At 36.6% G+C, this 25,589-nt stretch carries 24 protein-coding genes; 10 read left to right on the top strand and 14 right to left on the bottom strand.

The genetic code is table 11. The annotated features are described in order from the left end of the window. The gene (gene recO, locus LKL37_RS18715; RefSeq protein ID WP_431611966.1) at positions 1-687 is read left to right on the top strand and encodes a DNA repair protein RecO; all 687 of its coding nucleotides are present in this window, start codon (positions 1-3) and stop codon (positions 685-687) included. Positions 688-703: 16 nt separating this feature from the next. Here the strand turns inward: recO and LKL37_RS18710 are convergent, their stop codons facing one another. From LKL37_RS18710 to LKL37_RS18695, 4 genes are all read right to left on the bottom strand, one after another. Beyond that, on the bottom strand, positions 704-3,373 hold the full coding sequence (locus LKL37_RS18710; RefSeq protein WP_431611965.1) for an MGH1-like glycoside hydrolase domain-containing protein: 2,670 nt from the start codon (positions 3,371-3,373) through the stop codon (positions 704-706). A 127-nt stretch (positions 3,374-3,500) separates the two neighbouring features. Next, a complete protein-coding gene (locus LKL37_RS18705) occupies positions 3,501-4,310 on the bottom strand; it encodes a glucose 1-dehydrogenase (RefSeq protein WP_431611964.1) in 810 nt (269 codons plus the stop codon). A gap of 73 nt (positions 4,311-4,383) precedes the next feature. Then, the gene (locus tag LKL37_RS18700; protein ID WP_431611963.1) at positions 4,384-4,857 is read right to left on the bottom strand and encodes a GNAT family N-acetyltransferase; all 474 of its coding nucleotides are present in this window, start codon (positions 4,855-4,857) and stop codon (positions 4,384-4,386) included. 4 nt (positions 4,858-4,861) lie between these two features. Further along, the gene (locus LKL37_RS18695; RefSeq protein ID WP_431611962.1) at positions 4,862-5,479 is read right to left on the bottom strand and encodes a DUF1684 domain-containing protein; all 618 of its coding nucleotides are present in this window, start codon (positions 5,477-5,479) and stop codon (positions 4,862-4,864) included. 130 nt (positions 5,480-5,609) lie between these two features. On the opposite strand from LKL37_RS18695, the gene LKL37_RS18690 reads away from it, so the two are divergent. After that, entirely contained in the window at positions 5,610-7,190 is a 1,581-nt protein-coding gene (locus LKL37_RS18690) for a GMC family oxidoreductase N-terminal domain-containing protein (RefSeq protein WP_431611961.1), read from the top strand. A 2-nt stretch (positions 7,191-7,192) separates the two neighbouring features. Here LKL37_RS18690 and LKL37_RS18685 read toward each other — a convergent pair whose 3' ends face one another. The 3 genes from LKL37_RS18685 to mqo all read right to left on the bottom strand — a co-directional run bounded on the left by LKL37_RS18685 (position 7,193) and on the right by mqo (position 10,035). After that, entirely contained in the window at positions 7,193-8,059 is an 867-nt protein-coding gene (locus LKL37_RS18685) for an AadS family aminoglycoside 6-adenylyltransferase (RefSeq protein WP_431611960.1), read from the bottom strand. 1 nt (position 8,060) lies between these two features. After that, the gene (locus LKL37_RS18680; RefSeq protein WP_431611959.1) at positions 8,061-8,462 is read right to left on the bottom strand and encodes a hypothetical protein; all 402 of its coding nucleotides are present in this window, start codon (positions 8,460-8,462) and stop codon (positions 8,061-8,063) included. Between the two features lie 67 nt (positions 8,463-8,529). Further along, positions 8,530-10,035, bottom strand: coding sequence for a malate dehydrogenase (quinone) (gene mqo / locus LKL37_RS18675; RefSeq protein WP_431611958.1), 1,506 nt, complete (start codon positions 10,033-10,035; stop codon positions 8,530-8,532). Positions 10,036-10,547: 512 nt separating this feature from the next. Between mqo and LKL37_RS18670 the strand changes: the two genes are divergently transcribed. From LKL37_RS18670 to LKL37_RS18645, 6 genes are all read left to right on the top strand, one after another. Beyond that, complete coding sequence (locus tag LKL37_RS18670) at positions 10,548-11,651, top strand: hypothetical protein (protein WP_431611957.1); 1,104 nt, start codon at positions 10,548-10,550, stop codon at positions 11,649-11,651. Between the two features lie 11 nt (positions 11,652-11,662). Beyond that, positions 11,663-12,484, top strand: a complete 822-nt coding sequence (locus tag LKL37_RS18665) for a hypothetical protein (RefSeq protein WP_431611956.1) — start codon at positions 11,663-11,665, stop codon at positions 12,482-12,484. Between the two features lie 11 nt (positions 12,485-12,495). After that, on the top strand, positions 12,496-13,266 hold the full coding sequence (locus LKL37_RS18660; protein ID WP_431611955.1) for a hypothetical protein: 771 nt from the start codon (positions 12,496-12,498) through the stop codon (positions 13,264-13,266). 989 nt (positions 13,267-14,255) lie between these two features. Further along, positions 14,256-15,359 (top strand): hypothetical protein, encoded by a 1,104-nt coding sequence (locus LKL37_RS18655; protein ID WP_431611954.1) that lies wholly within the window; start codon positions 14,256-14,258, stop codon positions 15,357-15,359. A gap of 11 nt (positions 15,360-15,370) precedes the next feature. Beyond that, entirely contained in the window at positions 15,371-16,192 is an 822-nt protein-coding gene (locus LKL37_RS18650; protein ID WP_431611953.1) for a hypothetical protein, read from the top strand. Between the two features lie 14 nt (positions 16,193-16,206). Beyond that, a complete protein-coding gene (locus LKL37_RS18645; protein WP_431611952.1) occupies positions 16,207-16,977 on the top strand; it encodes a hypothetical protein in 771 nt (256 codons plus the stop codon). 93 nt (positions 16,978-17,070) lie between these two features. On the opposite strand, the gene LKL37_RS18640 is transcribed toward LKL37_RS18645, so the two are convergent. After that, the gene (locus LKL37_RS18640) at positions 17,071-18,111 is read right to left on the bottom strand and encodes an NAD(P)H-dependent glycerol-3-phosphate dehydrogenase (protein ID WP_431612152.1); all 1,041 of its coding nucleotides are present in this window, start codon (positions 18,109-18,111) and stop codon (positions 17,071-17,073) included. Positions 18,112-18,335: 224 nt separating this feature from the next. Here LKL37_RS18640 and LKL37_RS18635 point away from each other — a divergent pair, with 224 nt between their 5' ends. Further along, complete coding sequence (locus tag LKL37_RS18635) at positions 18,336-19,364, top strand: M23 family metallopeptidase (RefSeq protein WP_431611951.1); 1,029 nt, start codon at positions 18,336-18,338, stop codon at positions 19,362-19,364. A gap of 81 nt (positions 19,365-19,445) precedes the next feature. On the opposite strand, the gene LKL37_RS18630 is transcribed toward LKL37_RS18635, so the two are convergent. The 6 genes from LKL37_RS18630 to LKL37_RS18605 all read right to left on the bottom strand — a co-directional run bounded on the left by LKL37_RS18630 (position 19,446) and on the right by LKL37_RS18605 (position 24,186). Next, positions 19,446-20,126, bottom strand: coding sequence for a hypothetical protein (locus LKL37_RS18630; protein ID WP_431611950.1), 681 nt, complete (start codon positions 20,124-20,126; stop codon positions 19,446-19,448). Positions 20,127-20,275: 149 nt separating this feature from the next. Then, the gene (locus tag LKL37_RS18625; RefSeq protein ID WP_431611949.1) at positions 20,276-21,439 is read right to left on the bottom strand and encodes a MoaF-related domain-containing protein; all 1,164 of its coding nucleotides are present in this window, start codon (positions 21,437-21,439) and stop codon (positions 20,276-20,278) included. Positions 21,440-21,460: 21 nt separating this feature from the next. Beyond that, positions 21,461-22,114 carry an NAD(P)-dependent oxidoreductase gene (locus LKL37_RS18620; protein WP_431611948.1) on the bottom strand — a complete coding sequence of 218 codons (654 nt, stop codon included), beginning with the start codon at positions 22,112-22,114 and terminating at the stop codon, positions 21,461-21,463. A gap of 63 nt (positions 22,115-22,177) precedes the next feature. Continuing rightward, on the bottom strand, positions 22,178-22,588 hold the full coding sequence (locus LKL37_RS18615; protein ID WP_431611947.1) for an Rrf2 family transcriptional regulator: 411 nt from the start codon (positions 22,586-22,588) through the stop codon (positions 22,178-22,180). 66 nt (positions 22,589-22,654) lie between these two features. Then, positions 22,655-23,605, bottom strand: coding sequence for a hypothetical protein (locus LKL37_RS18610; protein ID WP_431611946.1), 951 nt, complete (start codon positions 23,603-23,605; stop codon positions 22,655-22,657). Positions 23,606-23,751: 146 nt separating this feature from the next. Then, the gene (locus tag LKL37_RS18605) at positions 23,752-24,186 is read right to left on the bottom strand and encodes an FKBP-type peptidyl-prolyl cis-trans isomerase (RefSeq protein ID WP_052186479.1); all 435 of its coding nucleotides are present in this window, start codon (positions 24,184-24,186) and stop codon (positions 23,752-23,754) included. A 285-nt stretch (positions 24,187-24,471) separates the two neighbouring features. On the opposite strand from LKL37_RS18605, the gene LKL37_RS18600 reads away from it, so the two are divergent. Continuing rightward, a complete protein-coding gene (locus LKL37_RS18600) occupies positions 24,472-25,479 on the top strand; it encodes a catalase (RefSeq protein WP_431611945.1) in 1,008 nt (335 codons plus the stop codon). Positions 25,480-25,589 lie beyond the last annotated feature (110 nt).

The raw sequence follows: 25,589 nt of genomic DNA, 5'->3' as shown, positions 1-25,589 counted from the left end.
ATGAATTCACAAAACGGTTTTTTACTTTCATTTATCAAATATGGAGAAAATGATGCTGTACTGCATTGTTTTACAGAAGAAGAGGGTTTTCAAAGCTATTTCCTGAAAGGAATCTATGCTAAAAAGAATAAAAAGAAAGCCCTGCTTCAGCCACTGAACCAGCTTAATTTTTCTGTAAATCCATCCCGCGGTAACGGTATAGCAACTGTTTCAAAATTTGAACTGGTAAAGAATAATGACATTTATACAGATATAAAGGTTAATACCGTTATCTTCTTTATCTCAGATTTTCTGAGCCATATTCTTAAATATGAAGATAAAAACATTCCCATTTATTCCAGTATTGATCATTTCATCAATGAACTGACCAATAGAAATTATCAGGCTCATCTGTTGTTTTTATTGGCCTTTTTAAAGATTCAGGGAGTTGCCCCATTATTGAGTGAAGGGAAGTTCTTAGATCCGGAAACCGGAACTTTTTCTTTGGGAATGAGTCATCAGCTGTTCAATGAAGAAATTTCTACACTATGGAAAGAAGCGTTATGTGCAGAAGATTTTTATGCTACAAAAATCCATTCTTCCTTAAGAAAAGATTTTCTGGACAGTCTTTTGGTCTACTATCATTATCATATCACAGATTTCAAAACTCCTACATCCCTGGAAATTATCCAACAGATATTTGAGTAAAATAGATTTACCTTTTTTACTTCTCTTTTGTTTTTTCAACATCATCAGGCATTTCAGTTTCAGATTCTGCGATTTCTTTCTTGGAAAATCTAGGCTGCAGGATTTTAGCAATAAGTCCCGTCCATCCTGTTTGATGAGAAGCTCCTACTCCACGTCCGTTATCACCGTGAAAATATTCATAGAAAAGGATATGATCTTTAAAATCCGGATCAGTCTGAAATCTTTCGTACTGCCCATGAACGGGTCTTTTTCCATTTTCATCCTTTAAAAAAATCTTTGCAAGTCTTTTGTTTAAAGCATCAGCAATCTGATCCAGGTTTGAATAATTACCGCTTCCCGTAGGATATTCCACCAAAAAATCAGGGCTGTAATAGAAGAAAAACCGTTGCAGGCTGTCAATGATCAGGAAGTTAATAGGAAACCATATGGGGCCTCGCCAGTTGCTGTTGCCTCCGAAAAGTCCGCTATCACTTTCTGCAGGGGTATATTTTACACTGTAATTCGTATCATTCAACGTTAGTGTATAAGGATTGCTTTCATATTCTTTTGATAAAGCTCTCACACCATATTCACTTAAAAACTCATCAGGGTTCAACATTCTGCTTAAGAGTCTTTTCAGGCGATGTCCCCGAAGCAAAGACAAAAGGTGTTTGGAATCCTGACCTTTAACTTCCCATCTTGAAACCAGAGAAGCAAGCTCAGGTTTGTTATCCAGTACCCACTTCATTCTTTTCTTAAAATTGGGAAGGTTTTCAATCATTTCATCATCAATCACCTCAACGGCAAACATCGGGATCAACCCAACAATAGTCCTTAATTTTAGATACATATGTGTTCCGTCACTGGATGCTATGGCATCATAGAAAAATTCATCCTGCTCATCCCACAGACTGAAATTTTCATCTCCCATATTATCCAGTGAATGGGCAATCGACAGAAAATGTTCAAAAAACTTCATTGCCATTTCTTCATACACTTTATTGTAAAGAGCCAGCTCCAGAGCAATTCTCATCATATTCAGGGCAAACATGGCCATCCAGCTCGTTCCATCCGACTGCTCCAGCTGCTCTCCGTTGGGCAAAACAGAATTCCGGTCAAAAACACCAATATTATCAAGTCCCAAAAAGCCGCCTTCAAAAATATTATTGCCGTTAAGATCTTTTTTATTAACCCACCAGGTGAAATTCATCAACAATTTCTGGAAAGCACTTTCCAAAAATTCAATATCAGGTTTATCTTTTAAATATTCATCAATTTTAAATACCCTGAAAACAGCCCATGCATGTACAGGAGGATTTACATCACTCAAGTTCCATTCGTAAGCAGGAAGCTGTCCGTTGGGGTGCATATACCATTCGAACAGAAAGAGTTTTAATTGATGTTTTGCAAAATCAGGATCTATCAATGAAAAACTGATCGTATGAAATGCAAGATCCCAGGTTGCATACCATGGATATTCCCATTTATCCGGCATGGAAATAATATGTTCATTATTAAGATGCTTCCATTCGTAGTTTCTGATTGTTTCGCGGGATTTTGGCGGAGGCATTTCGGAAGGATCTCCTTTCAGCCATTTTTCTACATTGTAATGATAGAACATTTTATTCCACAGCATTCCGGCAAAAGCTTGTCTTTGTACCAGTTTTTCATCTTCAGAAGAAATTCCGTTTTGTATTTCTGTATAAAACTCGTCTGCTTCTTTCTTTCTTTGTTCAAAAAGAGCATCAAATTCTTTAAACGGTTCTCTCAGATCCTTATCTGACAGTCTGAATTCAAATATTTTGGATTCTCCAGCCTTAAAGTCTTCGTCAATAAAAAAAGAAGCTTTGGTTCCTGTATTTTGAGGATTCACGGACTGGGAATTTCCCGTCATCACAAAATTATTGATCCCGTCTTTACTGTATTTTGATTCATTAGAAGACTGGTAGAGCCTTTCATTATTGGTTTCGTTGTTACAAAACAGCGTCTTTAAAGATTGTTTTGCATACACATTTTTAATCTCAATATCCTGATGATTAACATTAATATGATCAGCATCTTCAGCATGCAATTGTGGCTTATAATCATCATATCCCCAGTTCCAGGTATTCCTGAACCAAAGGGTCGGTAATATTAAAAGAGGAGCTTCTTTTTCAGATTTATTGACAATCGTTAATCTCACAAGAATATCATTTTGGCTTTCCTTCGCATATTCAATGAAGATGTCAAAATATTCATTGTGATCAAAAATACCGGTATCAATCAGCTCATATTCGGTTTTATCTTTACCTCTTTCAGCATTTGTTTTGATAAGATCTTCGTAGGGAAAAGCATTCTGAGGATATTTATACAGCATTTTCATATAGGAATGCGTAGGGGTAGAATCCAGATAATAGAAATATTCCTTTACATCTTCACCATGATTTCCCTGTCCGTTAGTCAAACCAAAGAACCGCTCTTTCACCATTTTATCTTTCTTATTCCAGAATCCTACAGAGAATACAAGTTTTTGAAGATCATCACAAATCCCGCATATCCCTTCTTCACCCCAACGATATGTTTTGGCTTCTGCAGTGTCATGATTGGTATAATTCCAGGCATCTCCATTTTCACTGTAGTCTTCACGAACAAGCCCCCATTCGCGGTTACTTACATAGGGACCCCATTTTTTCCATGAAACATCTGAAATTCTCTGTTTTTCCGACATAAACGATAATTATAAATAATGAGCAATAAATAATGAGTAATATTGGGTATCGTTTAAAGCTATGAGAGCAACCTCAAAAACTTTAAACCATAAATTCTAAACTTTGAACTTTAAACTTTGAACCACACTATCCTCCCGTAGAAAAACTCTCAAATGTAGTCATTCCACCATCAATAAAAATACTGGCTCCTGTAATATAGTCTGCAAGATCACTTGCAAGGAATGCAGCTAAGTTTCCGATATCCTTCGGCTGTCCGATTCTGTTATAAGGAATAAGAGTAAGAAGAGAATTGAGTGCTTCCGGAGTACTCCATGCATTTTGATTAATAGGAGTCTGAATAGCTCCCGGACAAATTGAATTCACACGGATTTTGTTTGCACCATATTCCTGAGCAAGGGTTTGCATCAGCATTCTGATTGCCCCTTTACTGGAAGCATAATTAGCATGTCCCGCCCATGGAATAATTTCGTGTACTGAACTGATATGGATTATTTTCCCACAGGCAATAGAACGTGAGGGATCTATTCCCCGTCGTAGAAATTCTTTAATGGCTTCCCTGGCACATAGAAACTGCCCCGTCAGATTGACGCCTATGACAGCATTCCATTGATCCATAGTCATTTCGGTGAATTTCGAATCTTTTTGAATTCCGGCATTATTTATCAGGATATCTACGGTCTGATATTCAGCCACTACATCCTGAAACATCTTGACTACCTGATCTTCTTTGGAGACGTCACACTGATAGGTCATTCCTGTTCCTCCGGCATCAGTAATTTCTTTTAAAACAGCTTTAGCATCTTCTATAGATCTTTCTGAAGGATAATTGACAATGACTGTTGCTCCTGCCGATGCTAAAGATTTTGCAATTCCGGATCCGATTCCGCTGGAAGCTCCTGTAACTACGGCTACCTGATTTTGAAGTGATATTTCCATCTTTTGTAATTTGTTTCTACTCAAATTTATGGAAAGATATCAGCAGATAAAAAATTATAACTCTTAAAATTTATTAAAGTTTTTTGTACATCAGATATTGAGGTCCGCTTCTTCCGACTCTGGTTTTACCATCGTAAATATACCCCGCCCGAAGATAAATATGATGAGCAGATTCATTTTTTTGGTTGACAGCCAATACAATTTCATCGCAGGTATTGAAACGGTCTCTGACAAAATGTTCAACTTCCAGCATTGCTGCCTTTCCAATTCCTTTACCCTGCATCTTAGGATTCACAGATAGAGAGCGTACTAAAACTGAATTCTCATTATCGGTAAGCTCCAATTTATCTTTCCCAAAATCAAGCACAAAAAACCCGACAGGTATATCATTTTCAAGTATCGTCACAGGAAATGCTTTATCATCATCCCGCTCACTGATACTTTTCAAAGCCTGTTGAGCTGTTGCTGTAAACTTCATCTGATTTTCGTCCAAAGCATAGCTTACTTCGGAAAGATCCTCGTTTTTAAAGAATTCTAAATGTATCATAATATTAGTGGTGGTAGATATCTTCATACATTACCCCGGCACGGATTTCAACGGGGAGTTTATTTTCCTCAGGAACTATGGGACAATTATAATCGTAAGCATTATAAGCGCAGAAAGGATGATACGACTGATTGAAATCCAGTACAATAGTATTTCCTTTCGGGATTTTAAGATCCATATATTTTCCACCTCCATAAGTTTCCTTTTCATTGGTAGCATCGCGGAAAGGAAGAAACAGATAGTCTTTGTATTTTTCCTGCTTAATCAATGCCAGACTTTGGTACAATGTTACCGTATAAGGTTTACCCTCCAATGTAAAGGTTGCTTTTCCGTATTCCTGATACGTTTTTGTTTTCCCTGAAGAAGTAGGAAGTTCAAAAGGCTGAGTATCTTTTGATTTAACGAATTTTGCGGTAATTCTATATTTTGCATCAAAAGGAAAGAAAGGATGTTTTTTAAAATTTTTAAAATTGTCTCCTCTTAATGGAGTTTCCTTTGGATTGAGATATTCAGCATTCAATTCTTTCTGAAATTTCTGTACTTCTTTCTCTTCTTTTGATATCTTTTTTTGTGAAAAAGCCCATAGCGGAAGCAAAAGAAAGAGTATTATATATTTTTTCATGAGTTTAAAATTATAAGTAAAACTATGAATTTTCAGAACAACAAAAGTTAAAATTGTAACAAAAAATATAATCTGTAATAAATAAATTGAGCCCCCGCAGATCTAGCATACTTTTTGAAAAACAAAGGTCATGGACAGAAAAAAATTCATTAAGACCAGTACATTGGCGATTTCAGGATTTTATTTTCTTCAATCCGAATTATTTTATGCTACGGAAAGAAAAAACAGTACAATAAAAGAAAATGTTGATGTTCCGATTATCATTGTTGGCAGTGGATATGGAGGTGCTGTATCTGCCCTGCGTCTTTGTGAGGCCGGAAAAAAAGTGGTACTGCTTGAAATGGGTCTTAACTGGGAAAAAGCAAAAATTCCATTTTCTAATCTGCTGAAACCAGGCAAAAGTTCGGCATGGCTGAAAAAGAAAAGCATTGCACCTTTTATGAATATTTTTTCTCTCACTCCTTTTACCGGAACACTGGATCGTCTGGATTTTGATCATATTAAGATCTGGGTAGGAAGAGGTGTAGGAGGCGGTTCTCTGGTAAATGGCGGGATGGCCGTCACTCCTAAAGAAAGTTATTTTAAAGAGGTTTTTCCAAATCTTGATGCTGAAAAGTTTTACAGTCATTACTTTCCCTTGGTACGGGAAGAGCTCAAAGTAAATGTTATTGATGAACAGTTTCTGAAAGGCTGTCCTTATTATAAATTTACTCGGGTAGGTGAAGAAGAGGCTCATAAAGCAGGCTTCAAAACGATGAGGGTTCCGAATGTATATGATTTTAAGTATATGGAAAAAGAATTCCGGAACGAAGTTCCACGCTCTGCTCTTAATACGGAAGTGATCTATGGGAATAATTACGGAAAAAACAGTTTAGATAAAACCTATCTTAAAAAAGCCCTGGAAACCGGAAATTTGAAAATCCTTGACCTTCATCGTGTTCAAACCATTAAACTCAATGATGACAAAAGCTATACCTTAAATGTCCAGCAGATTGATACTTCCGGGACTTTGGCTGCGGAAAAAGTTTTCACCTGTAAAAAACTCATTCTTTCCGCAGGAACAATGGGGACTTTACAACTTCTGTTACAATCTAATGCAGTGAACAATCTCCCTGTTCATGAAAACATCGGAAAAAACTGGGGAAACAATGGAAATTTCATGACCGGAAGAAACTGGGTTAAACCTTTATCAGGAGGCACAGGAGCCAAACAATCTACTATTCCTGTAGGAGGAATTGATAACTGGGACGATCCGGAACATCCGTTTTTCACAGAAATTGCGCCTTTGCCTATGGGTATGGATGTTGCTACCGCTTTGTATCTGCTGATCAACAGAGTTGAGAAAAAAGGAGAAGTTACTTACAATAAAGCCAGTCAATCCCTAGCTTTAAATTGGGATGAAAGCAATACTGTCAAAATGAGAGAAAATGCTCAATATTTTATCCGGAAAATGAATAAAGCTAATGGTGGTACCAGAAGTCATTTGCTTTTTAATAATGGTTTTGGAGCAGATATCTGTTATCATCCGCTTGGCGGATGCGTCCTTGGTGAAGCTACCAACGAATATGGAAAGCTAAAAGAGCATGAAAATTTATATGTTCTGGATGGATCATTAATTCCCGGAACCATTGGTGTCAACCCTTTTGTGACCATTACAGCCATTGCAGAATACTGTATTGAAAATCTTATTAAACAGAATGAATTTGCCTGAAATTAAGACTTCTCATGTACTTCTTTAAGATAATTTCTGATATCACCTTCCAGCTTTTTCGGATAGGTAAAATTGAGTTTTTCTGCTAAAGAAGTTCCCAGATCATGCACCAGATCTGCATAGGAAAAGAGTGCCTTCCAGTTATCCTCAATATTACTTCCTGAGAAAGTTTTTTCCACTTTTATCCACAAATCAGACGAAAGGTATTTTTTGAAAAGTCTTCCGTGTTTATTGGTTGTAATATCCTTCCAGTCATGATTTCCGGCAATATACCATTCGATCAAAGGGACAAGATAATCTGTACGCAGAATATTTTCAGACATGAATTTAGCGTAAAAAATATCTCTGCGTTTCAGGCACTTTGCAACATAGGTTGTATCCCACCAGAAGTCATTCAACAGCTGTTGAAATTCTTTTTCTGCTGGCTTTTGAATCATGATTGACTGGTACGTCGGAGGTTTCAGCTTTTTGGTCAGATTATCTTTATCTATTACCACTTTATATCCTACATCCCAATCTTCGGGAAGGATTTCTTCATTGATTTCTTCAATAAATTCCGATACCTGATAGAGTTTAAAATCAACTTTCACATGGTCTTTGTACAAAACCATTTTCATTGCATGTTTTCCGTCAAAAACACGGTCACCTTCTTCAATCATAGAAATTGGATCGCCAAAAAGATAGATCCATTCATTTCCGGATTCATACAATGCTCTGTTTTCAAAAACAAGTTCTATATCAAGGTCGCTAAAATCATCTACGGGAGCGTAAGGGTTTACCAATGAACTGGTCAGAAGAACAGCACGGATATCAGAGTTGTTTTCAGCCCAGTGAATAATCTGTTCCAGTTTTTCTTCCCTTACTTTCATATCAATAGGATTCTGATATTTTCACACGATACACGTCAGAAGAATTTCTTTTGATTGATTCTACAAAAAAACCTCCTTCTTCAGGAATAACTTCCTTCAAATCAAAACTTTTACAATCTCTTGGCAGCCCGGAAAATATCAGGGTAAACCAAAAGTCTTTCATAAAGGGAACCGGTGTCCAGTATGGGGAAATTGAAATATTTTCCGCATGAATCATTTTGCTTCTATGCTCAGATTGGTTGTCAAAGAGATAAGTCGAATGCCAGATTCTGATCAGGTTTCCTAAAAATGGTGATGCCGGAAAACAACAGTGTACAATAACCTGCCTCTCCTCTTCTGTTTTCGCCTTAAGAGATTCCAGGATTTCTTTTGCAATAACTGGTTTTACAATTACTTCTTCCACCTTTTTATATATAATAAGTGATGAGCAATGAGTAATAGCGATGATTACTTATTGCTCATCACTGAGGTTAATATTCTAATTCTAATTTTTCTTTGGTATAATTCCTTACTTCATGGGTCAGTTCTGGGTTTTCAGCCAAATTTTGACCATAGGAAGGAACCATTTCAAGTAATTTCCCTTTCCATTCTCCATTTAATTTTTCCGGGAAACATTTTTCCAGCACATTCAGCATGGCATATACTGCTGTAGAGGCACCTGGTGAAGCTCCCAACAGAGAAGCAATTGTTCCGCTCTTGTTTACTACCACTTCAGTTCCAAACTCCAGCTTACCCCCTTCTTTTTCATCTTTTTTGATGATCTGAACTCTTTGTCCTGCTACTTTCAGTTCCCAGTCTTCTTCTTTTGCATCTTTAATAAATTCTCTTAAATGCTGCATTCTCTGAGACTTCGTCATGGCAACCTGCTGGATCAGATATTTCGTCAGCGGAATATTATGCCACCATGCTCCGAAAAGTGATTTCAGGTTTTTGGTGTTTACACTTTCAGGAAGATCAAGATAACTTCCTTCTCTCAGGAATTTGGTGGAAAATCCAGCAAAAGGCCCGAAAAGAAGCGCTTTTTTTCCATCAATAATCCTAAGATCCAGGTGCGGAACAGACATCGGCGGAGCATCTACGGTAGCCTGAGTATATACTTTAGCATGATGCTTTTCTACCAGCTCCTGATTATGACTTACCAGCCACTGCCCTGAAACCGGGAACCCTCCGTATCCTTCACTTTCTTTAATATCCGAACTGTCCAGTAACGGAAGCGCATATCCTCCTGCTCCGATAAATACAAAATCTGCAACGACTTCCTGTTTGTGGCTATGAATTCTGTCTTTTACCTTCATTTCCCATTTACCGCTTTCTCTCGGGCTGATATCCTTCACTTCATGGTATAAAAATACCTCAACATTGGAATCTTCCAAAAGGTGTCTTCCCATTTTTCTTGTTAATGTTCCGAAGTTCACATCCGTCCCCATATCCATCTTCGTTGCAGCCATTACTTCAGACTGATTTCTTTTGCTCATCACCAAAGGAATCCATTCTCTCAGTTTCTCATGATCTGTAGAAAATTCCATTCCTGAGAATAGGACAGATTCTGCCATTTTATCATGACGTTTTCTAAGATATTCAGCATCTTTTTCTCCGAATACCAGGCTCATGTGGGCACAGGAATTGATAAACTCTTTGGGTTCATGAATATATCCTTTGGTAATCAGGTAAGACCAGAATTGTTTTGAAATTTCAAACTGTTCTGCAATGCTTTCTGCCTTGGAAATATCAATAGATCCGTCTGGCTTTTCCGGAGTATAATTTAGCTCACAAAAAGCGGAATGCCCTGTTCCGGCGTTGTTCCATGCTGCTGTACTTTCTTTGGCAAACCTTCCCAGTCTTTCGAAGATAGCGATTTCAAGAGTAGGATCAAATTCATGAAGCAGCGTTGCTAAAGTGGCGCTCATGATTCCGCCGCCTATCAGTACAACGTCATATTTAGGTTTCGGTGTTCTGCTTGTAAGCGATTGTGACATAATTTTAAAATTTTACTTCAAATTTCGTGAAAAGTTTTAAAAACCGGAACGCGTTTAACGATTTTAACATGTTATTTTTTGTTCAGAAAACACTTCTTTAGCACACAACAAAAAGTCATGGAAAATTTCAATAAACAACCATCGAAATGATTGATAATATCACGATTTACATTAAAATAAAATTAAATTTTCATTTTTTTTAATTCACCATTAGGTAAATAATTCAACCATCCTTTTCCGCTAAAATCCCGTAAAAAGATAAGTTTACTTAAGTTCATTTTATCAAACGTCGCAACCATAAACATTTACATCTCTATTTTTTTTCAAACATAAGTGACAAACAAGTGTTAAATAATTAAATAAAATCACCTTTTATTGACAAATAACTAAACTATTAGATATAAATCTATATGAAATCCATAAAACAATCGTTTTTTTTACGTACCTTTCAATTGAACTAATACATATTAGACCCAATATTTAATTAAAATTATTTCATAAACATACTAAAGATGAAAATTATCAACTTCCTGGGCATACTGGTCGCAACGTCGGCATTTGCCCAAAGCGGAAGTGTTGGAATCAACACGTCCACACCAGACCCCAGTGCTATTCTGCACATTGAAAACTTCCAGGGAACACCAGCCATAGCTACTGCAACCATTTCAGGGGGAGCAGTTACCGGTATCACCATCAATAATGGAGGAAGCGGTTATACTTCAGCTCCTACGATTAATTTTTATGGAGGAGGCCCGGTTGTAAACGGAGGTTCAAAAGCCCGTGCTACTGCAACTATTTCAGGAGGAGTGGTTACAGGAATCACCATCAACAATGGAGGAAGCGGTTATACAGCAGCTCCTACAGTAACAGTTTCAGGTGGTAATAAAGGAATGTTATTTCCCAATCTGAATCTTTCCAATCTGAACAGTACTACAACTCCGGTTGCTTCCCCCGCCAATGGACTCATTGGCTTTAATGGCGGAACTAACAGCAATAATAAAGCACTGCATATTTTCAACAGTACCACCAATTCATGGCAGAGTACCATTGATGCTCAAAATACGCCAAAGGTAGCTTACCTTGATTTTACCGGATCGTACTCTGGATTGGATAATGCTGTGGCAGGTGCCAGCGCACCACTTTTGGTAAATAATCCTGCTATTTCCGGGGTATCAAATATCAGCGGATTTAAAGTTCTTCCGAACACTTCTTCAGGGTATTCATTGATTCTCCCACAGGGAAATTATCTGGTGGAAGTGAATCTGAATTTAAATTCACCTCAGGAAAGCCCGGCAGGAGTAAACGGTACTGCCCCACTTTCAGGGAGCACTTACTATCTGATGGGATATTTTATAGATTTCTACCCAGATACTTATAATAACACCACCAATACTTTTACAGCAGTATCTGTTTCCAGAAAAGAGGTGCCTATTGTTTCAAAAGTAAGTACCAACCACCTGGCTACATGGTCTTTCTATTATAATGTTCCGGCTAATGCCAATGCCAATATTATTGGCGGACTAAGAATGAGCCTTGGCAGAATGCAAAACAGTACATTCTACGATCTTGTAAATGTAATTGCCAATGGATCTTATATTAAAATATCTCAGCTTTAAAAACAATGAATATGAAAAAAAGTTATATCCTGCTATTATTTATTATAACGCAGACTATACATGCACAGGTTGCGATTGGAAAGTCCACGGTTAGCAATTCTGCTGTTCTGGATGTGGCCTCTACAACCAACAAGGGAGTTCTTCTTCCAAGAGTAGATATTATAGATGTATTGAGCAATACATCCCCGGTAAATAATCCGGCAGAAGGATTGGTTGTATACAATAAAGGAAATTCTATCAGCCCGGGGGTTTACATCTGGAAAAACAATATGTGGACCCTATTGTCTGATACCTATAACCTGGTAAGCTATATGATGCTTCAGCGTACTACCGATTATACTATATTAGGTGGTTTAGCCAACGGTACTTACAAAAATTTCAATGATGCTGCTTTTACCACGGTATCCAATGATATCGGGGCTTTATATAACACGTCTACAGGGGTAATCACTCTTCCGGGAAACAGCGGTTATCTGATCAATGTCTGTCTGAATATCAGAACGGCCCTTGAAAATACAACAGGCGGAATTGGAGGAACCCAGGTACACCTGCATCAGTATCTGGTAAAATTGGTAGATCCCGTGAGTGGGACTCAGTATGGTAAGACGATCAGCATCAATTCACAATCCATTGCCAGCAATAAAACCCACACATTAAATATGAGTTTTTCTTTTGTAACGACATCAGCATCTCCTATTCTTTTAGTGCCGGCCATTGCTCATGATGCAGGTGGAACCTACCAGAACGGAGCAGGAGGAGCAGCTCCGAATAACGGAGAGATCATCATTACCAATGCCAAAGTTGACATTCAAAGATCAGCCCTTAACCAATAATTAAAAACACAATGAAAACATATATTTATATTGTCTGTATGGTACTTTTCAGCATTTGCACAAAAGCACAAGTTGGTATCAATACGAACACTCCTAATGCAAGCAGTGTGCTAGACATCAATTCTTCGAACAAAGGGGTTCTTTTTCCACAATATGACCTTGTTGTTCTTAACAGTACTTCAACTCCTGTGGCTAATCCGGCAGACGGACTAATCATTTACAACAGCGGAGGAGCTTCTACTTTCCCAAAAGGATATTATGTCTGGGTAAGAAATCAGTGGCAGCGTACTCTTATTTCCGGAAGTGAGCCTCAGATCATGTCTTTACTTATAGGTTCAGGAACATTAATTCCAACCGGAAGTACAAATAATACATTGGGCAGTTTTACAGTAACATCCAATAAAATTACCGGGGCATCACTTGGTGCAGATAATTCAACCATTACCCTACCGGCAGGAACGTATATTATCCGTTATTCCGTGGATGCAAGTAACGCTAATAACAATAACGGTACAGCCAATACACAGTATCTTGGCCAGAATTTCACCTGTACAAGATCTTATCTGATCAATGCTGCTACCAGTGCTACTATCACCGAAACAAACAGAATGTGCCAGCTGTCTAGTTCTTTTACATTTTTCCAGGGAAGTTATTTTTTAACATTGGCTTCTCCTACTACGATTCGCCAAAAGTTTGAATTTGATACAGGAAATGGTTTCACATTCAGTACTCTTAATGTAAGATCATCATTATCTCTTGTTATTACAAGAATGGGGCAATAAAAAATCAGCTTAAGCATTTCTGATGTTTAAGCTCAATTATTTATTTTTAAAACAGGGTTTAAGAATTTAAATCCTGTTTTTTTATTTTCCATCCGGAATCATATTGCTTATCCGGAACTTTTACTATTCTTAAGTATCCATATTGTACCCCGTAGTTGATTCTTAATTTTTTCTTTATTTCTTTTTCCCTGCAGATAGAATGTTCATAATGTGAATGACAAAATTTTCACACCCTATCCATTTTTATCCCTCAACCTAAACAATAAAGGCAGGATCTTATTTTTTATAAAAAAGATGTAGGTGATAATTTATTAAAGCTATAATCATTTATTACTATCACCATCCCTATAAAACACAATATACCGCCAACCAAAACTTGCTTCAATCAAATTAAAAAAACAGCATCAATTAATCCTTGTCTAAATTAGACTGATTGATAAAAATTATAAATAGTAATTTATCAAGTATAACATAATTGTTCATCTTGATAAAACTCTTCTTTTGAATTATAAATAGCAAGTCGAATCTGAACTTAATTTTGCACTAAAAAAAAATAGATAGGTACAACACCTATTTCTAATACATACACAAAACACCAATAATCAATAATGAAATAAAATGTAATGGATAAGTATAACACTTGTTTCCAATACACATACAAAACACTGATAATCAACAACAAAACAAAATGTAATGGATAAGTACAACACTTATTTCTAATATATACAAAACACTGATAATCAATAATAAAATAAAATGTAATACATATGTAATACTTATACACAGCAATAAAAACCAATGTAATACCTATATAATATCTCTGTAATATCAACTTTTAATAAATGGAAATAAATTTGCATACAGAATTCGATGAAAGATAAATACACCAATTCTACAACACTAATTTTTAATCATTAAACAGACAGATACCCCTCACGAGAAAATACTTACTCATTTATTTATAACAATTTTTAAAAACATATTAAAGGATGAAAATTATCAATTTCCTGGGCACACTGGTCGCGACAGCGGCATTTGCCCAAAGCGGAAGTGTTGGAATCAACACGTCTGCGCCAGATCCCAGTGCCATTCTGCACATTGAAAACTTCCAGGGAACACCAGCCATAGCTACTGCAACCATTTCAGGGGGAGCAGTTACCGGTATTACTATCAATAATGGAGGAAGCGGTTATACATCAGCTCCTACAATTAATTTTTATGGAGGAGGAGCGGTTGTAAACGGAGGTTCAAAAGCCATTGCTACTGCAACTATTTCCGGAGGAGTAGTTACAGGTATCACCATCAACAATGGAGGAAACGGTTATACAGCAGCTCCTACTGTAGAAATTTCAGCAGGTAATAAAGGAATGTTATTTCCTAACCTGGATCTTGCCAATTTGAGCAGCACTACTACTCCGGTTGCTTCCCCGGCCAATGGACTCATTGGCTTTAATGGCGGAACTAACAGCAATAATAAAGCACTGCATGTTTTCAACAGTACCACCAATTCATGGCAGAGTACCATTGATGCTCAAAATACACCCAAAATAGCTTACCTTGATTTTACCGGATCATTATCTGCTTTGGATAATGCTGTGGCAGGTGCCAACACTCAGCTTTTGGTAAATAAGCCGGCGATTTCCGGGGTATCAAATATCAGCGGATTTAAAGTTCTCTCAAGCACGTTAGGAGGCTACTCTTTGATTCTCCCACAGGGAAAATATCTTGTGGAAGTGAATCTGAATTTAAATTCACCTCAGGAAAACCCGGCAGGAGTAAACAGTACTGCCCCACTTTCAGGGAGCACTTACTATCTGATGGGATATTTTATAGATTTCTACCCAGATACTTATAATAACACCACCAATACTTTTACAGCAGTATCTGTTTCCAGAAAAGAGGTGCCTATTGTTTCAAAAGTAAGTACCAACCACCTGGCTACATGGTCTTTCTATTATAATGTTCCGGCTAATGCCAATGCTAATATCATCGGTGCATTAAGATTAAATCTGGGAAGAATGCAAGGAAGTACATTTTACGATCTTGTAAATGTAATTGCCAATGGATCTTATATTAAAATATCTCAGCTTTAAAAATAATGAATATGAAAAAAAGTTATATCCTGCTATTATTGATCATAGCGCAGACCATATATGCACAGATTGCGATTGGAAAGACCACAGTGAACAGTTCAGCTGCTTTGGATGTGGCCTCTACAACCAATAAAGGCGTTCTTCTTCCAAGAGTAGATATTATAGATGTACTAAACAATACATCACCGATCAACAGTCCGGCAGATGGATTGGTTGTTTACAATAAAGGAAATTCTATCAGCCCCGGGGTTTACATCTGGAAAAACAATATGTGGAACCTGCTGTCTGACACCTATAACCTGGTAAGTTATATGATGCTTCAGCGTACCACAGACTATACTATATTAGGTGGTTTGGCCAACGGTACTTACAAAAATTTCAACGATGCTGCTTTTACAACGGTATCCAATGATATCGGAGCTTCATATAATACTTCTACAGGGGCAATCACTCTTCCGGGAAACAGCGGTTATCTGATCAATGTGTGTCTGAATATCAGAACAGCTCTTGAAAATACAACAGGCGGAATTGGAGGAACTCAGGTACACCTGCATCAGTATCTGGTAAAATTGGTAGATCCTGTGAGCGGAACGCAGTATGGTAAGACGATCAGCATCAATGCACAATCCATTGCCAGCAATAAAACCCACACATTAAATATGAGTTTTTCTTTTGTCACCACATCAGCATCTCCTATTTCTTTAGTACCAGCCATTGCTCATGATGCAGGTGGAACTTACCAAAACGGAGCAGGAGGAGCAGCTCCGAATAACGGAGAGATCATCATTTACAATGCGAAAATTGACATTCAAAGATCAGCCCTTAACCAATAAATAATCAAAACACAATGAAAACATATATTTATATTGTCTGTATGATACTTTTCAGCGTTTGCACAAAAGCACAAGTCGGTATCAATACGAACACTCCTAATACAAGCAGTGTCCTGGACATCAATTCTTCGAACAAAGGGGTTCTTTTTCCACAATATGACCTTCTTGTTCTTAACAGTACTTCAACTCCCGTGGCTAATCCGGCAGACGGACTTATTATCTACAACAGCGGAGGAGCTTCTACTTACCCAAAAGGATATTATGTATGGGTAAGGAATCAGTGGCAGCGTACTCTTATTTCCGGAAGTGAGCCTCAGCTCATGTCTCTGTCCAAGAGTCCATCAACATTAATTACAGCCGGAAATACAAATAACATATTGGGTAGCTTTACATTAACATCCAATAAAATTACCGGGGCATCCCTTGCTGCAGATAATTCAACCATTACCCTACCGGCAGGAACGTATATTATCCGTTATTCCGTGGATGCAAGTAACTCTGGTACCAATAACGGTACAGCCAATACACAGTATCTTGGCCAGAATTTCACCTGTACAAGATCTTATCTGATTAATGCTGCTACCAGTGCTACTATCACCGAGATAAACAGAATGTGTGAGCTGTCAAGTTCTTTTACATTTTATCAGGGAAGTTTTTATTTAACATTGCCTGCTGCTACTACTATTCGTCAGAAGTTTGAATTTGATACAGGAAATGGTTTCACATTCAGTAATCTTAATGTAAGAGCATCGTTATCACTTGTTATTACAAGGATGGCTCAATAAAAAATACTTAAGCATAAATACTTAAGTTTCAATTAAAGATTTTTTTTTCATGAACAAGGTTTTATTAATAAAACCTTGTTTTTTTTTATACTATTAATTCAGTTTTGCGGTAAGTTTTTTAAATTGTTTCTCTGCATTTTTCCCCTCATAGAGAATGGCATATACGGTATCAATAATTGGCAGTTTAAGGTTTTTCTGCTTTGCCGTTTTATAAATAGAATCAGCAGCGTAGTATCCTTCAGCCACCATATTCATAGACTGAATGGCGGATTTTACAGTATATCCTTTTCCGATAAGATTTCCAAGGTTTCTGTTTCTGGAGAAAAGCGAATATGCCGTTACCAAAAGGTCACCAAGATAAGCACTTTCATTCACATCTCTTGGTGCTTCATAGATGGCTTCCAGAAAAGTTTCCATTTCACGGATTGCATTGGAAACAAAAACAGCTGTAAAGTTATCTCCATAGCCTAATCCGCTTGCGATTCCTGCTCCGATTGCAAAAATATTTTTAAGAATCGCACTGTATTCATTTCCTAAAATATCTTTACTTGTTTGTACTTTGATAAAATCTGAACTGAAAATACCTTCAAGTTTTTCAGCAGTTTCATCTTCTACTGTAGCAATTGTAAGGTAAGAAAGTCTTTCCATTGCTACTTCTTCTGCATGACAAGGTCCTGCAATAACAGCCTGATTTCTGAAACCGATTTTAAATTCATCGCGAAGATAATGAGCTACCACATCATTTACTTTAGGAATGATCCCTTTAATTGCAGAGATAAAGATCTTATCGGAATAATCGCAGGTCATCTTATCTAATGTATCGGAAAGATAGATAGACGGAGTTGCCAGAACAACAACATCACAGGCAGCAACCAGTTCATTGATATCTGTTGTCAGTTTTAAACTTTTTAGATTAAAGTGAGCTGCCGTAAGATAAGTAGGATTATGCCCACGCAGCTCAATGGCTCCTTTTACAAATTCACTTCTTACGCACCAGTGTACTACTTTGCAGTTTTCAACAAGCATTTTTACGATCGCGGTTGCAAAACTTCCGCTTCCTACAACTCCTACAGAAATATCCTTTTTATTCTTTTTTGGATTCGAAGATTCTGAAATAATTTTCTTTTTAGCCATAATTGGAATGTGAACTGCAAAGATATTAAAACAAAGACGTAACGCAGGCTTTGAAACTATGATAAAAGCCATTTTCTGAAAAAATTAACATTCCAACACAATTAAATAGCTAATTAACCGTTAAATACAGAAAAAAATGAATTTTAATTAAAAATAACTCTCAAAACGTATTTTTAATTAAATTTGCATCTTCAAAACCGTTTTAACTTACTAAGAGAAGAAATATGAAAAAATTTCTAAACAGCAAGAAGAACGTAAACATTCTCCTCGGAGGACTTTTACTAGTAGTTTTTGCACAAGGTGTATGTATTACCAAACTCTTTTCTGAAAGAGATGATAAAACCTACGAAGTAAACCTTGTAAAAATAAACACTGAAAAAGACAGTGTAGATTATTTAAAAATGAAAACTGATCTTACTCTCGTAGATCAGACCGTTGGCCAACTCAACTCCTTCCTGAAATCTAAAGACATTACCAACGAAAAACTGATGATGCTCGACCAGGACAGTATTTCAAATTCTATTTATCTTTCTAAACAGGCCAACCGATACAGTCAATATCTCATGGATCTTCAGAAAAAACTGATGCAGGTTCCATTAGGAATGCCTACTGACGGATATATCTCATCTAATTTCGGGATAAGAAAAAATCCGATTCCATTCAAAACTGTTTTTGCTTCGGTAAAAACCAGTGCAGCTTCAGAATCAAAATCAACGGTTGTTGCAGCTGTAAAACCTGAAGTAAAGGCTGAACCTGTTGAGAAAATTATAGAGCTTACCGACAGCTATGGAAACAAAAGAGAAGTAAAAGTAATGGTTACACCCAAAGCTGCTCCTGTGGCTTCAACTTCTGCTCCTGCCACTACAAAAGCTTCTGCCGGAACTACGACAACTAAAACTACTGCTCCTGAGAAAAACAATCCACCTGCTGAAGCTGACCAGATGCAGTTCCATAAAGGGCTGGATATTGCTGTTGCCTATGGTTCTGATGTAAGAGCTGCCGCTGCCGGAACAATCATTTTTTCCGGACAGAAAGGAGGTTATGGAAACTGTGTGATTGTTTCTCATGGAAACGGACTCGCTACATTATACGGACATTTATCTCAGCTTGTAGCTAAAGTAAATGATAAGGTAAAAGTAGGTCAGGTAATTGCTAAATCCGGAAATTCCGGACGTTCTACAGGACCTCATCTTCATTATGAAGTACACAAAAACAATACTCCGGTTAATCCGAAATTGTTTATGAATTTATAAAAAGAAAGGCTGCTCAATTGAACAGCCTTTTTTATTTTGATATGACCCCGGATTCCGGATACGTCATGGGTATTTTATTCTTTATGGGAATTCAATGTTCAGCATTTTTTTAGTCTTCCTGTCAAATGCTACATTGATAAAAGGGAAGACCTTATCTCTTTTGCTTACTTCTCTTATTAAGATCATCTGTCCCAGCTTGGGATTATCCAGAAATTCAAATCCCTGAAACTGTATTTCTGTAATCGGACCTAATTTTGAATCTATATCAGAAAGCCCATCTTTTACGGCCTTATCGCTGGGTTTAAATTTAGGTTCAAACATAGCAGAAACTCCATCATAATTTTTATTAATAAGAAGATCATTGATCTTATCAACTTCGGAATACAGGTCTTTTACTTCCTGCAATTCTTTTCCGGTAAAAGATTTTGTAAAAGTAGCACCATCTGATAAAAGTAGCTTTATTTTAATAAGATCATAATTTCCCGGCTTCTGATTCTGAAAAACCATATATGCAATATTGGCTGCATTAGATGCTGCTCTTTGAGGCTGTTCATTAATCAGCTTACTATCTTTGATCTCCACTTCAAAAAAATCATTACTCTTTCCATTCAAAGTTTGTACTCCTTTCATCGTTTCTACATAACCGCCATAGAACTTCTGAATTTCGTTGACAGATTTTTTATCCTCGGGTGTTGTGCCCAGTTTACCACAGCTGAACATAGACATTAGTAACAGTAAAGGCAAAAATTTAATTGATTTCATTTGGTTATTAATTGATTGTAAAAATTTCATTCATAGATTTGAATCTTTGCTAACATAGGCTTTCAGAAAGATTCTATTCCCCCAAAGATATAACTAAATACAACAAAAAAGTACATGTAAAATTTACATGTACTTTTTGTTTCTTATTGTTATTTTAAAACCTTAATGTTTCCCTTCGGATGAGTAAATGTACCGTCGGGACCTGCAATATTTGAATACACAATATTTTTATTATAATCCTGAATGTGGGTTACATTGAAACCAAGATGAGGCTCATGCCAATACACCATAAAAACATTCTTCGCAACTTCCACAGCAGTATATTCTACAGTATCTGTACTGTTTTTTGAACTTCCGGCTGTTCCTGTAAACGTCATTGTTTTATTATCTTTAAAATCGAGAATGAATTTTACAGCGCCAAAATCCACTTCCACTTTGCGTCCGATTGCCGGATATGGAGATTTCAGATCCCAGTCCATTTCTTTAAGAAAGACCTTCACTCCCATTTCCAGTTCATCTTTTCCTGGCAGATTAGGATATTTTTTCACCATAAAATCTACAATGGAAGGTGAAGTTTTATTTTCAGTCACAGCCTGTTTATAGTTTTCCAGATAGCTTTTTACAAAATCAAGAGATTGTGGAGATGTAGAAAGTTCTGCAAAATGGGAAGGAATTACCTGCTCAGGCTTCAATGCTTTCATGGCATCAATCTGCCCTATCCACTGATCAATTGCTTTTACATTTTGCGTATCTGCCATCCAAAGGTGCGAGCCTACAGAAACTGAAATTCCGCCTGCAATAGTTTTGATGGAAGGAATCCAAAGAAAACTGTGTGCCGGATTTTGTCTGATTTCAATTTTGTTTCCTTCAAGGTCAGGAATTGAAACAGCTGCTTCGGGAATTATAATTTCTGATGGTGCATCTGCTTTCAACTGCGGTTTCCATACTGAAAGTTTATCATCTTTTGAAGCTGAGATCAGGTAAGCTGTCTGAGCTGTTGAAATAATTTTTGCGTTAGGAAATGCTTTTTTAATGACATCGAGTCCAAAATAAAAATCGGGATCACTGTGAGAAATAAAAACGGTTTTCAGGTTCTTTCCTGTCGCTTTTATTTCTTTAACCAGTTGTTCTGCATATTGTTTCTGAAACTGAGCATCTACCAATATAGCATCTTTATCTCCATAAATAATGGTAGAAGTAATCGGAAAAATAGCTTTAGTTCCCGGATTATATACTTTCACTTTGAGATTCCCGGCAAATATGCTGATAAATCCTAACAGTGCTAATAATGACCATAATTTCTTTTGTATCATTTCTGTTCTTTTTATTATTGATTAGTAAGCTGCTGTAAAACGTTCGCGGATATGGTTATTCTGCTCCAGTTCATCTACCAAAACTACAGCTACATCTTCTACAGACAGGCGGCTTCTTCCGTTTTCATCAAATACCGGAGTTTCTAATGAAGTTCTGTATTTCCCTGTTCTTTCACCTACATTGGCCTGATTCATTTCTACAGCGGGGCTGAAGAACGTCCAATCTAACGTATTATTCTCTTTGATTTTGTTTAAATAGTCTCTTGCTGCTGTTGCTCCCGGCTTGTAAGCTTCAGGGAAATCCGGAGTATCTACGATTTGTACATTATCCGGAGTGTAAAGACTTCCTGCTCCGCCTACTACAATCAGTCTTTTTACTCCTGACTGTTCTACTGCTTTCTGAATGTTTTCAGAACCATTTAAGAAATCGTTGTAAAGGTTAGGATTAGTCCATCCTGCATTGAATGTGCTGATTACGGCATCACTTCCTTTCAATGCTTCTGTCAATTCATTTACATTATTTACATCAACACTTTTTGCTGTTACATTTTCCTGTGTTTTTACTTTTGATGCATCTCTTACCAATGCTTCTACAGCATATCCTCTATCTGCTAATTCTGATACTACGTGTGCTCCTACAAATCCTGTTGCACCGATTACTGCTACTTTTTTCATAATGTTTTATTTTTTTTAAAATTAAATTGTAATAAATTTTGTTACATTTAAGGGTAAAAAATTTTATTCGAACTGATCCGTGAATTCCTGTAATGACTTGTCTCCTAAAAAGTTTACCACCAATTGATCCGTTTCTGCAAATAATGTATTTAGATGATTGTTAATCTCTTTTCCCACACTACATGCCGGATTGGGATTTTGATTTTTTTTTCCTAACACTTCTGTATTTTTTACTGCTTTATAAATCTCTGAAATAGTGATTATTTCAGCATTTTTTGCAAGCTGACTCCCTCCTTCTTTTCCCTGTCTGCTGATTATCAAACCTGCCTCTCTTAATACGCTGATCTCCTTTCGGACAATCACCGGATTCACATTGATACTACCGGCCATCCAGTCAGAAGTAAGCCACTCCTGTGGACTCTTTGCCAATAATGTCATAATATGTACTGCCGTAGCAAATCTTGTATTGTTCATTGTAATTACATTGCAAAGGTAAACATTTTTTTAAATGTAACAAATTTTATTACAGTTAATTTTTTCTTAAAGGATTAATTTATCCAGATCCAGCAGTAGATAATTGATATTCTGATTGATGGTACGAGTTGCCGACTGCATCTGATTGAGCATGGCCGCCCGGTTATGAAGATCATCTGCCCTGTAAAATCCTCCATCACTAAAAATCACAGACTTATCCGCAGCATCTTTACTGTCATCAAACTGATAATGAAGCCATCTCGATTTCATGTTTCCGATAATAGAATGTTCTTCCTTGTTGGAAAACTTTTTCTCGGTATACATATACCAGATGAAAGGTGGAAAATTCGGAGACTCCAGTTTTTCTTTCCAGATATCTCTCAACAAATTTCTCTGGTGGATAAATTCCACTTTTTTTCCTTTGGGATTAAGGGTTGCCAAACCAAAACCTGCTCCTAAAATACCTCCTCCGATACCTATAGCATTATCCCAGCCGTCACTTTTCACAATTCCTCCCGCAATTGAGGAGGCTGCTCCGGCAATGATTGAATATAAAATCAGTTTATTATTTCTGGATGAATTCAGGTTATCCACATAGTTTCCGATTTGTGCTACTCTTTCTCCTTCACAATCGAATTCTGCGGCTACTGCATCTAGTTCAGTTAATGCAATCGTAATTCTGCTGTTGATTTTGGTTTTAAGCTGTAATATTTTAACCTGTGAAGTGAGTGAAGAATCTTTTTTAAGTTGAATAATTTTGTGAACATCATCCAGATTATTCAGTGCATTTAAGATCAGAATACTTTGGTCTGTAAATGTTTCTTTAAGGTCTTTATTGGCCGTCAGAATAGAATCCGAGTTATAAGACGGAAGTTTATTATTATAATTATATTTAAAAGGAGCCTTACAGTAACTGTCTTTCAGGGTAAGAATATTCTGCTGAATAGCCTGATTTTTCTTAGAAACACAGGATACCAGTAAGCCAGCAATAGCAAAAAGGTAAAAAAGTTTTTTCATACAGTCATTTTTTGTGTTGCCCGGATGTATTGTAAGTTCATCTCTTCTTCTTTCTCCTTCATCTTACAATTCATCAATACGAATATAATACAAATAAAAAAATTTACCTGATTTCAGGTAAATTTTTAATCTATTTTTAAGAAGGATTATTTAATATCAAGCAATTCAACTTCGAAAACAAGGGTACTGTTTGGCCCAATCTCTTTGCTGATTTCCTGATCTCCATACGCTAAATGCGGAGGAATAATCAGTCTCCACTTGCTGCCAACCGGCATTAACTGAAGTGCTTCTGTCCAACCTGAAATTACTCTGTTTAAAGGGAAAGATGCCGGCGTACCTCTTTTTACAGAGCTGTCGAATACTTTACCGGAAATAGTAGTTCCGTGATAATGGCATTTTACCGTAGATTTAGGACCTGGTTTTGCACCGTCTCCTTCTGTGATGATTTCATATTGTAAGCCGCTTGGTAATTGCACAACGCTTTCTCTCTTACCATACTCTTCCATATATTCTTTACCATCTTTCAGGTTCTTTTCTGCTAATTCTTTTTTGCGCTTAAATAACAAATCTGCTACTCCCATATTATAATTTTTTACAAAGATAAGGCTTTTTGGGTTTGGAAGATGGGAGCACGGGGATGGAAGCTTACAATTCGGATATCAAACCCAATTTATATTTTATCATTATCCAACAACAAGTCCACACTGTTAATCAATAAGTTAAACTATAGATTCATTAAAAAAATCTGTTTGGCAGCTTCCAACTTCTTACTTCCAGTTTCTGCCTTAATCAAAATTCAAATAATTGTAATACTTATTTAACACAGATTTCGAAACTTGGCGTTATAATTGAATTTTAAAAACTAAATGCCAGATCCATTAAAATATAATAAGAAGTTTGATGAACTGAATGAGGAGGAAAAAAAACTTCTGGAAATCAATAAAAAAACAATTGCTGATTTTGTTGAGCAGTCCTCTTCCATCAGTGACGTCAATTATGCAACCCGGAATGCCCATGCTAAAACATATGCGATAGCAAAGGGAACGTTCTGGATTGAGCCTGATATTCCGGAATCGCTAAAACCTTATTTTGATAAGGAAAAATTTGATCTTACCATACGTTTTTCCAATGCTCAGCTGAAAATTAAGAATGCTAGAAAAGATATTCCAGCTTATGGCTTTGCTGTGCAGATCAAGGATGAAAACGGAGTGTTGCTTGCCAATTATCCGCTGGTTAATTTTCCTTTGTTCCCTATTAATTCTGTTTCTACGTTTTTGAAGTTGTTTACAGCAATTAACCAGATTTATATGAAACAGTGGAGAAATTTATTTCCTATGTTTATTCAGATGGTTAAAATTCTTCCTTCTTTATTAACAGGTGACATGATTAGAAATATGCTAAAGCTTATTGGGAAGAGAAATGATTTTATTCTTTCGTTTGATTATTATTCTGTAGGTGCTTACCGTCTGGGTGATCAGGTTATCAAAATAAAGCTTTGCCCTCAGTCTGTAGATAAAAATACCGGCAGAAAACAGAATATCAAAGACTCGTTGAAAAATTACCTGCAAACTCATGATTTTACTGCAGAGGTTTTGATACAGATTTGTTATGACTTAAAAGATCAGCCCATCAACAAACTGAATGTGGAATGGAAAAATTCTCCTTTTATTAAAATAGGTGAAGTTAAAATAAATAAGGATTCATTGCTGGATTCCCGTAATTGTACAAATGAGCTTCTTTCATTCAACCCTTTTGAAAGTAAAATCTTTTTCCAGCCTGTAGGAAAGATTCAAAAGTTACGTGATGAAGCTTATAAAGTTTCTGTGCAGACAAGGAGGAAGATCAATAAGCTGCTGCATGGGAAAAACGGGTAGAATAATGATGAATTGTAAATGATGAGTTATGAATTTTTGCACATAACGTAAAAAGACATTAGTATAGAGGACAAAAAAAGGAACAGTATTTAGGCTGTTCCTCTTTACTT

It is taken from the genome of Chryseobacterium sp. 'Rf worker isolate 10' (assembly GCF_050753305.1).
Classification (GTDB): Bacteria; Bacteroidota; Bacteroidia; order Flavobacteriales; family Weeksellaceae; genus Chryseobacterium.
This window is presented reverse-complemented; position numbering and strand designations above follow the sequence as displayed.